Source organism: Acidimicrobiales bacterium, assembly GCA_036491125.1.
In the GTDB taxonomy this organism is placed as follows: Bacteria; Actinomycetota; Acidimicrobiia; order Acidimicrobiales; family AC-9; genus AC-9.
Genome location: DASXCO010000195.1, coordinates 22,386 through 32,966, shown reverse-complemented (window position 1 = coordinate 32,966; position 10,581 = coordinate 22,386). Strand labels below are relative to the sequence as shown.

Here is a 10,581-nt window from a genome sequence, read left to right as displayed (position 1 = left end):
CATACGTTTGGTCTGACGATTCACGGCGATCCTCGGCTCCGGTCACCGGGCGAGCAGGGCAGGAGGGACTCGAACCCCCAACCGCCGGTTTTGGAGACCGGTGCTCTGCCTATTGAGCTACTGCCCTTGGGGGCTCCGAGTGAGGATAGCACCGGGCAAACTGCTGACCGCCTGCGGCACCCGGCCTGCCAGCGGCGATCCGACCAGGCCCACCTTGCCGCCGCGGCTGCGGCTGGCGAGGACCACGACCACGCCAGCGGTGGCCGCCGCCCCGGCCGCCGCGGTCAGGCCGGCCGCGTACGCCATGCGCCGCCCGGCCAGGGCCGAACGGATGGCCCCCCGCTCGGCCGCTTCCTCGATCCCGGTGAGGAGCCGACCCACCGTCCCGGGAGGTGGCTCGGCCCCCTGGGACCGCATCTGGTGAAGGACGCGGAAGAGCTTGCGGTACTGCACGAGCTCGGCCTGACAGCGCAGGCAGGTCTGGATATGACGCACGACCTTGCGATCGGCCGCCTCCAGGCCGTCCATGATCTGGGGCAGGGCGTCGACGACCTCCTCACACCGCACGGACCCGCTCCTCGGCCAGTCGCTCCCCCCGGGTCGGGAAGAGCCGTTCGCGCAGCTTCTTGCGGGCCCGGTGCAGGCGGACCTTGGCCGCCGCCTCGCTGATGCCGAGCTCCGAGGCGATCGCCTCGTGGGGCAGGTCGTAGATGTCGCGCAGGACGACCACGGCCCGCAGGCGCGGTGGGAGGTCCTGGAGGGCGATCGCGACCCGACCGAGCTCCAGCGTGACGCTCGCCATGGCCTCGGGATCGCCGTCGATCCGACCGTCGGCGACCGGCGCGTCGCTGTCCAGCTCCTCGTGCCGGGCCCGACCCCGGCGCACCATGTGGGTGGTGGCGCAGTTGGCGGTGATCCGATACATCCAGGTCGAAAAGGCGGCATCGCCCCGAAATCGCTTCAGGGACCGGTACGCCCTCAGGTAGGCGTCCTGGAGGACGTCGCAGGCGTCGTCCTCGTTGCCGGTCAGGCGGAAGGCCAAGGCGTAGGTGTCGGCATATGTCTCCCTGACGAGATCCTCGAACGCCGATCGCTCGCCTGACTTGGCCCTGGCCACGAGCTCGGCGGCGGCGTCGGCCATCACCCCTAAGACCTCCGGAGGCCCGCTGCCGTTACCATCAGCGGGTCTCGCGGTGCAGGGTGTGCTGGCGATCCCATCGGCAGTACTTCTTCATCTCGATGCGCTCGCGATCATTCTGCCTGTTCTTCATGGTGATGTAGTTGCGTCGCTTGCACATCTCGCAGGCCAGGGTGACTTTCACCCGCTTGTCCGCTCTGGGCACGGCCTGCCTCCTTTCACACCGGTGACTGTCGGTTTGCTGGTAGCGGCGGTCGGACTCGAACCGACGACCCCACGATTATGAGCCGTGTGCTCTAACCAACTGAGCTACGCCGCCAGGGTGAGCCCCCTGTCGGAATCGAACCGACGACACCAGCCTTACCATGGCTGTGCTCTGCCGACTGAGCTAAGGGGGCCGTGGCGGACCTGGCCGACCGCGATGCCCGATGATAGTCCCCGGCCCGCCGGGCGATCCCAAGCCGACGGGAGGCCGGCTCCAGGACGATCACGGTGGGTAACGTCGACCACATGCTGATCCGGCCCTCCACGCTGGCCGACGCCGAGGCCATCCGGGCCATCTACAACCACGAGGTCCTCTCGACGGCGACCTTCGACATCGTTCCCCGGAGCCCGGAGGAGCAACGAAGCTGGCTGGCCGAGCACGCCGGGGCCTATCCGGCCATCGTGGCCACCTCCGGCAGCTCCCTGCTCGGCTTCGGGTCCCTCTCGCGCTACCGCGACCGGCCGGCCTACGCCACCACGGTCGAAGACTCGGTCTACGTGGACAGCGGGCGCCGGGCGCAGGGGGTCGGACGCGCGCTGCTGGCCGAGCTCACCCGCCTGGCGACGGCGCACGGGTTCCACACCGTGGTGGGTCGAGTCGTCGGGGACAACCAGCCCTCCATCGCGCTCCATCGATCGTGTGGGTTCGAGCTCGTGGGGGTGGAGCGGGAGGTGGGCCGCAAGCTGAACCGCTGGCTGGATGTGGCCGTGCTTCAGCGGATGCTCTGAGTCGGCTCCGGCGCGGGAGCCGGGGGCAACATCCGTTCGAGCAGGACGCGCCGAGCGCGGGCGACGGCGCCGCCGAACGGCGTGGTCACCGCCAGGGTGATCAGTAGGGCCACGATCGACAACAGGACGTAGGCGATGTTGTTACGGCTGAGCTCGTCCAGCAGGAGTCGAGCCCCCGGCAGCTCGAGGAACGAGACGCCGATCGACAGGCCGATGAGCACACCCCAGGCCCGCCCGACGGCGACCGGAGCGAGCACGATCAGCCCCCAGGCCACGTACCAGGGTTGCACGACCGGCCCCAGGACCACGATGGCGAGCAGGGTGAAGGCGAGAGCCTGGACGCTGCCGATCCGGTGGCTCCGGAGGAACAGGACCGCCCCGGCCACGCCGGCGGCGACCAACCCGAGGCCGCGCGCCATCGAGAGAACCGCATGCGGGCTCGGCCCCACGCCCAGGGCGTGGGACAGGTGCCCGCCCCACGTGCCGAGGAAGGTCGAGGGAGCGATCATCGAGCGGACGGCGTCAGGAGTGCCGAGGGATGTCACCCAGCCCCATCCCATGCCGGTCACGTTGGCCAGCACGGCCATCACCCCCCCGGCGAGGAGGGCGGCGGTGAACAGGGGTCGGACCCGTTCTCGCCACGGCACATCGGTCCCCAGCCAGTCCCATCCGATGTAGAGGATGCCGACCGCGGCAGGGACCTTGATGGCGGCGGCAAGGGTGCAGATCACGATGCCCAGCACGGGTCTTCCACGTTTGGCCAGGGCCAGGCCCGCGACGAGCAGACCGAGCATCAGGGCGTCGTTGTGGGCGCCCCCGACGAGGTGGAGGAGGGTGATCGGATTGAGGACGGCGAGGGTGAACGCGCTGGCCGGATCACGTCCGTAGGCCTCGGCCAGCTTGGGGATGAAGACGGCCATGAGGATGACACCCACCAGGGCCAACAGGCGCAGGCCCACCACGGTCGCCAGCGGGTTGTGGCCGGTGACATTGACGAGCAGGCCGTCGACCCGCAGGAAGACCGGACCATAGGGCGCAGGGGCGTTGCCCCACAGCGGGTCCACGTTCGTCACGAACGGGCCCGCGCCCAGCGTGCTCGGGCCGTACTGATAGGGGGTGATCCCGTGGGTGACCATGTCCCCCTGGGCGGCGTAGCTGTACACGTCGCGACTGAACAGGGGGGGCGCCACGAGCAGTGGCAGCACCCAGATGGCAAAGATGACAGCCAGCTTCTTCACCGGCACGCCGCTCTGGCGCTTGAGCAGTCGGGCCAGGTCGTACCAGATCCTGGAGAGCACCATCATCCCGGCGAACACCAGCACCAGGCTGAGGAGCAGCCCCTCGGCGTGCCCGCCCGGATCCGGGATGCCGAAGTACCAGGCGCCGGGCTGCTTGAGGGTGAAGGGCGAGGCGGGCTGGGACGCCCCGATGGTGATGGCGGTGGTGGCGAGGAAGCCGAGGATCGCGGGGCGAACGAGGCTGGGGGGCTGCGGATCCGAGGCCGCGTCGGCCTGCACATCGCCGTCGCCCGGTCGTGCCCGGCGTCCTGGATCCGCCCACAGCTGTCGCATCGCCCTCGCCCTGTCAGCTCAAGCCAAGCCCACATCCGGCCCTCGCTGGCACCGGCCAGGGGCCGACGCCCGCATTACGGTTAGGTTACGTTACCCCAACCTGACCTGGTGGTCGCGCACGGCCCCTACAACGACGTCGGCCCGGCCATATTGGCCGGGCCGACGAAGACAAGGGGTAGGGCGGGAACTGCTAGCAGCTCGTGGCGTACGTGCAGACGTTGAACCCGTCGGCGGTGCCGTTGGGTGCCGAGGGCGTCGCCAGGACCTGGCCGCTCGTGTTCACGAGCTGGATCTCCTCGGAGGGCTTCAAGCCGGCGGGGGCCGAGTTCGTCTTGGCCGACGAGAAGGACGCTCCCGACAGGTTGGGCATCGCCGCGAGGCTCGTGCCACTCGTGCTGATCAGGGTCGGGGTCTCGGTGATCCACTCGGCCGTCAGATGGGTCGAGGGGTAGGGCACCGTCTGGGTGAAGGTCTGACCGGTGCTGACGTCCTGGATGGTGATCGTCCACACCTCGGTCAGGGGCACGAGCTCGGAGATATTGGCGTGCATGTGGTCACCGGGGTGGACGCTCATGGTGCTGATCGTCAGGCTCGGTGCGGGGATGATCTCCCACCAGGCCGAATAGCTCGGTGTGCCGTCGGCGGCGACATCCTGCTCGGTGCCCGTCTGGATCAGGGTGGAGTCGGGGACGGTGCACGTGGCGTCGACGCAGCCACCGCCGATGCCGATCCAGCTCGAGGAGTTCTCCGCCTCCCCTGCCTTGTGCTGGGTGGCTGTGGGAACCGTCCAGTCCCCTGAGATCTGGCTGAACAACTTGCTCCCCTGCTCCACAGTCCCCTGGTTGTAGCCGGACCAGTTGTTGGACTTGTTCGCTCCGAAGGGGATGAGGAGGCGGTGGTACTTGGCCGGTGTGGTTGCACCCGCTGCGGTGGCGGGTCCAGCTGGCGACGCTGCGAAGAGGGCTGCCATCAGAGGCAGCACGGAAAGGACGGTGGCACGGCGCACGGAGAACATGGGCACCTGTTTCGGCATTGTGTCCGATTTTCCTCGTCGGTGCCCCCACTGTTGGCCTGGTCCAGCGATTTTCACCCGCCCGAGGGATATATTTACTAGTTACAAGGAACTAGCGGGTGGTCAGGAGCCCCGGTAGGCGATGCAGTCCATCTCGACCGCCGCTCCGAGGGCCAGACCCACGCCGCCGACGGTGATGCGAGCCGGACGATCCCCCGTGAAGACCGAGAGATAGGCCTCGTTCATCGCCGGCCCCGTCGCCATGTCGGCCAGGAAGACGCTCACCTTCACCACGTTGTCGAGCGTCGCCTCGCACGCCGCCAGTATCCGCTCGATGTTGCGCAGCGCCTGAAGCGTCTCCGGCCCGGTGCCGCCAGGCGCCAGTTCGTCCGAATCCCCCGTGGTTCCCAGAGCGCCGGAGACGTAGACGTGGTCACCGGCCACGGTGGCGTGGGAGAAGGCGGGCAGCCGAAACAACCCCTCGACGTTGACGGTCCTTCGCATGGCGGCGGACCTTAGACCCGGCGGCTCAGCGCGGCCGTCACCTCGTCACGTTGTCCCAGCAGTTGTGGGCCGGGGAGGATTTGAACCTCCGAAGGCAACGCCGGCAGATTTACAGTCTGCTCCCTTTGGCCACTCGGGCACCGACCCGCCCTGGGCACGATAGTGCAGCGTCCTGGCTGCTCAGCCGCGTTGGACAGCGAGGACGCGACCGGGCGATAGCTTGAGAGCATGCCGACGTTCGACATCGTGTCCGAGGTCGACTTCCAGGAGGTCCGCAACGCAGTCGACCAGGCCAACCGGGAGGCCTCGACCCGCTTCGACTTCAAGAACACCGAGTCCGGCGTCGAGCTGGCCGAGCGCGAGCTCCGGCTGCGCTCGTCCACCGAGGACCGTCTGCGGGCCCTCCATCAGGTGCTGGAGGAGAAGCTCGTGCGGCGGCAGGTCTCGCTCAAGGCGCTGGCCTCGGGCAAGGTGGAGGAGGCGGCGAAGGGGGCGGTCCGCCAGTCGATCACCATCAACGCCGGCATCTCCGCCGATCACGCCCGCCGCCTCAACCGCTTCGTGAAGGACCTGAAGCTCAAGGGCATCACGTCCCAGGCCCAAGGCGACCAGCTGCGCGTCTCGGGCAAGAAGCGGGACGACCTTCAGACCGTGATCGCCGCCGTGAAGGGCGAGGACTTCGGGATTCCCCTCCAGTTCTCCAACTTCAGGGACTGAGCCTCACCCTTGGCGGCCGCCCTCCCGGGCCGGCTCGACTGTTCGGGACCCCTGGAGCGGGCCTTACTTGCGCCACTCGCCGGAGCGGAGGCGGGCGATGCGCTGCTCGGTCGGCGGGTGGGTCATGAACAGGTTGGCGAAGTTGACCCGGCGGCCCGAGAGCGGATTGACGATGAACATGGACGCCTCAGCGGGCGCCACGTTCATCGGCACCGCCTTCACGCCCGCCTCGATCTTGGCCAGCGCTCGGGCCAGCGGCTCGCCGTCGCCGAGCAGACGGGCCCCCGAGCGGTCGGCCCCGTACTCACGGGTGCGGGTGAGGGCCAACTGCAGCAGGCCCGCGGCGAGCGGGGCGAGGATCACGAGGGCGAGCAGCACGAAGATGTTGTCGTCGCCCTCGCCGTCTCCTCCGGTGAAGATCGTGGTCCAGAGGGCGATGCGGGTCACGAACGTGATGCCCATGGCGACCGCGGCGGCCACCGAGCCGATCAGGATGTCGCGGTTCCCCACGTGGCTGAGCTCGTGGGCCAGCACGCCACGCAGCTCCTCCCAGTCGAGGATCGAGAGGATGCCTCTGGTTACGGCCACCGCGGCGTGGTTGGGGCTGCGCCCGGTGGCGAAGGCGTTGGGCTGCATCTCGGGCGTCACGTACAGCCGGGGCATGGGCATGTCCATGCGCTGGGTCAGCTCCCGCACCACCCGGTAGTACTCGGGCATCTCGGCCTCGCTGACCGGGACGGCCCGGGCCGCCTTGATGGCGATCGTGTCCGAGAACCAGTACGAGGCGCCGGTGATCACGAGGCCGATGACCAGGCCGATGGCCGCGCCACCGCTCCCGCCGATGGCGAACCCGATGACGACCAACAGGCCGCCGAGGCCGGCGAGCAGCACATACGTCTTGAGGGTGTTCCTAAATCCCATCGACCACCATTCCTAGGTCCTTACCCACCGAGAACGTCGGCTAGAGGGCTTTCGTTCCTGGCGGGCCCGCTCCCGGGCTCAGTCGTAGTAGCCCGAGTGAATGTAGAGGCACGGGACTCCTTCTCCCCGGAACATCTCGAGGTTACGCCGGTCGTCTTCGAAGGCAAGCAACAGCCGGAATCCGTAGGCCCGCAGATCGGACACCGCCTGATATTTGAAGTGACGAGCAGTGTCGTAGTCGCCGAGCTCCCTCATCACCAGCAGGTCCCAGCGCATCCGGTAGCGGTCGAGCCACGCCAGTGTCTGGGGTTGCACCCGTATGGGCCTGGCCGTCACGAGGATGATGGCCAGCTCTGGATCGAGCAGGTCCAAGAGGCGGTCGACCTCCTCGATGAGGGGGTCCTCTCCGCAGGCGTCGAAGAACGCGTTCCAGTCGCGTCCGGGCGACTCGAGATAGTGCTGACGACTGGCGGCGTCCGAGAGCACGCCGTCGATATCGAAAATCACCGCGGGCCCGGAGGGGACGGGCTCGGCCGCCCACCTCCAGTTGTCGGGCGGCGCGAGCGGCGCCGTGGCCTCGGCCATCTCGATGTGCAGCCTATTGCCGGGCGCTGTGCGAACCGCTGCCAAGATGGCTGGAGATGTCATTCGACGGCACCACCGCCCGCCCGGGAGGCCGGCCCCGGGAGATCGTCGACGAGCTCAAGGTCGAGGTGGGGCTCGGCGGCCGGGTGCTCGTCGCGAGCGATCTGCTGCTGGGATCCTCGGCGACGCCTGCCTCGGCCTCGGCCACCACTGACCTGGCCCGCGCCGTCGAGGCCTGGAGCGGTCCGGGAGCCCTGATCGTGGCCGGCAACCTCTTCGAGCTGTTGGTGGCCGAGCCCTCCGACGCGGCGCCGGATCCCAGGGCGGCATTGGGCGCCCACCCCAGGCTCAGGACGGCGCTTCGAGGCTTCAGTGCCGGGGAGGGTCGCCGCCTGATCTGCCTCCCGGGTAGCCGGGATGCCCGTCTGGCCTGGGACCATGCCGCGGCCGGCGCCGTCTCCGGCGAGCTCGGGGCCGAGCTGGCTCTGGCCGTCGAGGTGTCCCTCGAGACCGGAGCTGGTCGGCGCCGTGTCCGGGTCGAGCCCGGCCATCGCCTCGATCCCCGTCACGCGTTGGCCGATCCGCGCAACCCGGCCTGCACCCCCGTCGGCCACCACCTGCTCGCCGACATGCTTCCTGCCCTGGGCGGGGCCCGGTCCTCCTGGCTCCAGGGCGTGGACCGGCTCCCCGAGCCGTCACGCTTCCCCCGCTTCCTGGCCTCGCGGCTGGCATACCGGCGGCTCGCTCGACACGCCTGGTGGCTCCTGGTGCCCTTCGCCGTGGCCATCCTGCTGAAGGTCCCGCTCTCCTACCTCTGGGCGGCGCCGGCCCAGCACCTCTCCCATCTGGGCGCCTGGCCCCGCCGACTGGGCCTGGTCGGCCTCACCACGGTCCTCGACCTGGTGCTGGTGGTGCTGGGGGTGGCCTGGGTGAGCCGGCGCACCTGGGCGGCCATGGGAGGGGTCGCCCTGGGCAGCCCTGGTGACGACCCCAATGACAGGGCGCGCGCCGAGGCCACGGCGCTGGTGGGCGCGGGTCTCGCCGGGCTGGTGACGGGCCACACCCGGCGGCCCGAGCTGAGCATCCTCGGGACGGGCTTTTACGCCAACCCGGGAGCGGTGGCCGAGGTGGTCGACGAGTGCCCCGCCCGGCTCGGACTGCCGCCGGTCTTCCTGCACCGCCGGCAGCTGTCGTGGGTCGAGCTCGAGGCGGGAGCGGAGCTCCATGCCCGGCTGCTACAGGCCCGCCTCGACCTGCCCGGCGCCACCGCTATCGAGCGCATGGCCGCCCGCCGTCGCCACCTCGGCGATCCGCATCCGGCCGTCGTGGCCACCTTTCCCCACGGTCCCCCCTATCCGCAGCTCGCCGACCCCGCCTCACGCCAGCGCCGGGTACGTCGCCTGGCGGCCGTGGCCATCGCCCTCGCCGGCGTGATCAACCTGGCCTCGGCCGTGACGGCGCCGTTCCGGCATCACTTCGACTTCGTCCGCGACGCGGTCCCGCTGTCGGTCTCCCAGGCCGCCTCGGCCCTCGTCGCCCTGGCCGGGCTGGCCCTCCTGGGCCTGGCCCGCGGGGTCCGGAGGGGCCAGCGCCAGGCCTGGACCGTGGCCATGGGCCTGCTGGTGGGCACCGGGGTGCTGCACCTGGTCCAGGGAGGCGGCCTGGAGGAGGTGGTCATCGCCTTCGGCGTGGCCTGGTTCCTGGTGGTCAACCGCTCCAGTTTCCCCGGAGCGGTCGACCGGCCGTCCCGGAGAAGGGGTGCCCTCGCCCTCCTGGTCGGGGCCGTGACCGTGACGGTGGTGACGGCGGCGTCGGTAGAGATCGCCCTGGCCCTCGATCGCGACGACCGACCCCTGGCTCCCCTGAGGGCCTTGGAGGCGGTCGCCGGGCGGATGGTCGGGCTGCGGACCGTGAGCCTGCCCCACCGGGTGGACGAGTTCCTCGCTCCCACGCTGTTCGCCGTCGGCCTGGGCCTGGCCCTCGTCGCCTTGGTGCTGCTGTTCCGGCCGGTGGTCGACCGGCGTCTCGTCGCCGCCGGCACCCAGCACCGGACCAGGGATATCGTCCGTCGCCACGGGCAGGGGACGCTCGACTACTTCGCTCTGCGTGACGACAAGATGCACTTCATCGACGGCGACAGCGTCGTGGCCTACGCCGTGTACGGCGGCGTCTGCCTCGTCTCGCCCGACCCCATCGGCCCCGAAGCCGAGCGCGACCGACTCTGGTCGTCGTTCCGCACCTTCGTCGACAGCCATGGTTGGACCCTGGCCGTTCTCGGTGCGGGGGAGGACTGGCTGCCGACCTACCGGTCTTCGGGCATGCACGACCTCTACCTGGGTGACGAAGGCGTCGTGGACATCACCCGATTCTCGTTGCAGGGCGGCCGCAACAAGGGACTCCGCCAGGCCGTCAAGCGCATAGCGCGCTACGACTACACCATCTCCTTCCACGATCCGGCCCGCCTCGAGCCGGCTCTCGCTGATGCGCTGCGCGACGTCATGACCCGCAGCCGTCGAGGCGACGTCGAGCGTGGTTTCTCCATGACGCTGGGGCGTCTGTTCGATCCCCGCGACGTGGGTCTGCTGCTGGCCGTGGCCACCGCCGCCGACGGCACCCCCGTCGCCTTCTGTCAGTACGTCCCCGCGACGGGGATCAACGGCTACTCGCTCGACCTCATGCGGCGCGACGACGGTGACCATCCGAACGGCCTGCTGGACTTCGTGATCGTGGAGACGATCGAGCATCTTCGCCAGATGGGCATGCAGGGGTTGGGGCTCAACTTCGCCACCATGCGCTCGGTGCTGGCCGGCGAGAGCGGCGACGGCCTGCATCGCCGGGTCGAGCGTTGGATGCTGCGGCGAATGTCCTCCTCGATGCAGATCGAGTCGCTGTGGCGCTTCAACGCCAAATACGACCCGGACTGGCAGCCGCGCTACGCGGTGTACCAGTCGCCCGAGCAGGCGCCTGCAGTGGCTGTGGCCATCGCCCGGGCCGAGTCCTTCTGGGAGCTCCCGCTCATCGGCCGGTTCCTGGTGCCCGACGGAGCGCGCGGCAGCTCGCCGAACGGTGACGCGGGCGAGCCTGCAGAGGAGCTCGCGAGCCAAGGGCGGTGAGTGAGTGGCACCTGCCGAGCCAGCCGT

Annotated in this window: 11 protein-coding genes and 4 tRNA genes; 3 read left to right on the top strand and 12 right to left on the bottom strand. The window is 69.7% G+C overall.

All coding sequences use genetic code 11. The features are described from left to right. Positions 1-54 precede the first annotated feature (54 nt). The 6 genes from VGF64_15775 to VGF64_15750 form a co-directional block, all read right to left on the bottom strand. A tRNA-Trp gene (locus tag VGF64_15775) sits at positions 55-127 on the bottom strand. Next, positions 118-567 (bottom strand): hypothetical protein, encoded by a 450-nt coding sequence (locus VGF64_15770; GenBank protein ID HEY1636219.1) that lies wholly within the window; start codon positions 565-567, stop codon positions 118-120. The genes VGF64_15775 and VGF64_15770 overlap by 10 nt, the downstream gene beginning before the upstream one ends. Continuing rightward, on the bottom strand, positions 557-1,141 hold the full coding sequence (locus tag VGF64_15765; protein HEY1636218.1) for an RNA polymerase sigma factor: 585 nt from the start codon (positions 1,139-1,141) through the stop codon (positions 557-559). Before VGF64_15765 ends, VGF64_15770 begins: the two co-directional genes overlap by 11 nt. Before the next feature lie 37 nt (positions 1,142-1,178). Next, positions 1,179-1,343, bottom strand: a complete 165-nt coding sequence (gene rpmG, locus VGF64_15760; GenBank protein HEY1636217.1) for a 50S ribosomal protein L33 — start codon at positions 1,341-1,343, stop codon at positions 1,179-1,181. Positions 1,344-1,380: 37 nt separating this feature from the next. Beyond that, a tRNA-Met gene (locus VGF64_15755) sits at positions 1,381-1,457 on the bottom strand. 6 nt (positions 1,458-1,463) lie between these two features. Beyond that, a tRNA-Thr gene (locus VGF64_15750) sits at positions 1,464-1,536 on the bottom strand. Positions 1,537-1,630: 94 nt separating this feature from the next. Between VGF64_15750 and VGF64_15745 the strand changes: the two genes are divergently transcribed. Next, positions 1,631-2,131: a GNAT family N-acetyltransferase gene (locus VGF64_15745; protein HEY1636216.1), complete on the top strand. Its 501-nt coding sequence runs from the start codon at positions 1,631-1,633 to the stop codon at positions 2,129-2,131. Here the strand turns inward: VGF64_15745 and mptB are convergent. The 4 genes from mptB to VGF64_15725 form a co-directional block, all read right to left on the bottom strand. Further along, positions 2,116-3,702, bottom strand: a complete 1,587-nt coding sequence (gene mptB / locus VGF64_15740; GenBank protein ID HEY1636215.1) for a polyprenol phosphomannose-dependent alpha 1,6 mannosyltransferase MptB — start codon at positions 3,700-3,702, stop codon at positions 2,116-2,118. The genes VGF64_15745 and mptB overlap by 16 nt on opposite strands. A gap of 190 nt (positions 3,703-3,892) precedes the next feature. Further along, on the bottom strand, positions 3,893-4,735 hold the full coding sequence (locus tag VGF64_15735; GenBank protein ID HEY1636214.1) for a G1 family glutamic endopeptidase: 843 nt from the start codon (positions 4,733-4,735) through the stop codon (positions 3,893-3,895). A 102-nt stretch (positions 4,736-4,837) separates the two neighbouring features. Then, positions 4,838-5,218, bottom strand: a complete 381-nt coding sequence (locus VGF64_15730) for a RidA family protein (protein HEY1636213.1) — start codon at positions 5,216-5,218, stop codon at positions 4,838-4,840. A 65-nt stretch (positions 5,219-5,283) separates the two neighbouring features. Next, a tRNA-Tyr gene (locus tag VGF64_15725) sits at positions 5,284-5,365 on the bottom strand. Positions 5,366-5,446: 81 nt separating this feature from the next. On the opposite strand from VGF64_15725, the gene VGF64_15720 reads away from it, so the two are divergent. Next, complete coding sequence (locus VGF64_15720) at positions 5,447-5,935, top strand: YajQ family cyclic di-GMP-binding protein (GenBank protein ID HEY1636212.1); 489 nt, start codon at positions 5,447-5,449, stop codon at positions 5,933-5,935. A 63-nt stretch (positions 5,936-5,998) separates the two neighbouring features. Here VGF64_15720 and VGF64_15715 read toward each other — a convergent pair whose 3' ends face one another. Together VGF64_15715 and VGF64_15710 are read right to left on the bottom strand one after the other, a co-directional pair. Beyond that, positions 5,999-6,856: a M48 family metalloprotease gene (locus tag VGF64_15715; GenBank protein ID HEY1636211.1), complete on the bottom strand. Its 858-nt coding sequence runs from the start codon at positions 6,854-6,856 to the stop codon at positions 5,999-6,001. A 78-nt stretch (positions 6,857-6,934) separates the two neighbouring features. After that, entirely contained in the window at positions 6,935-7,441 is a 507-nt protein-coding gene (locus VGF64_15710; GenBank protein HEY1636210.1) for a hypothetical protein, read from the bottom strand. A 56-nt stretch (positions 7,442-7,497) separates the two neighbouring features. Between VGF64_15710 and VGF64_15705 the strand changes: the two genes are divergently transcribed. Continuing rightward, entirely contained in the window at positions 7,498-10,554 is a 3,057-nt protein-coding gene (locus VGF64_15705) for a phosphatidylglycerol lysyltransferase domain-containing protein (protein ID HEY1636209.1), read from the top strand. Positions 10,555-10,581: the final 27 nt, after the last annotated feature.

Excerpts from the sequence above, each read along its gene's own strand:
- VGF64_15765 (HEY1636218.1), bottom strand. The coding sequence starts at position 1,141 with ATGGCCGACGCCGCCGCCGAGCTCGTGGCCAGGGCCAAGTCAGGCGAG.
- mptB (HEY1636215.1), bottom strand. The coding sequence starts at position 3,702 with ATGCGACAGCTGTGGGCGGATCCAGGACGCCGGGCACGACCGGGCGAC.
- VGF64_15735 (HEY1636214.1), bottom strand. The coding sequence starts at position 4,735 with ATGCCGAAACAGGTGCCCATGTTCTCCGTGCGCCGTGCCACCGTCCTT.
- VGF64_15730 (HEY1636213.1), bottom strand. The coding sequence starts at position 5,218 with ATGCGAAGGACCGTCAACGTCGAGGGGTTGTTTCGGCTGCCCGCCTTC.
- VGF64_15720 (HEY1636212.1), top strand. The coding sequence starts at position 5,447 with ATGCCGACGTTCGACATCGTGTCCGAGGTCGACTTCCAGGAGGTCCGC.
- VGF64_15715 (HEY1636211.1), bottom strand. The coding sequence starts at position 6,856 with ATGGGATTTAGGAACACCCTCAAGACGTATGTGCTGCTCGCCGGCCTC.
- VGF64_15710 (HEY1636210.1), bottom strand. The coding sequence starts at position 7,441 with ATGGCCGAGGCCACGGCGCCGCTCGCGCCGCCCGACAACTGGAGGTGG.
- VGF64_15705 (HEY1636209.1), top strand. The coding sequence starts at position 7,498 with ATGTCATTCGACGGCACCACCGCCCGCCCGGGAGGCCGGCCCCGGGAG.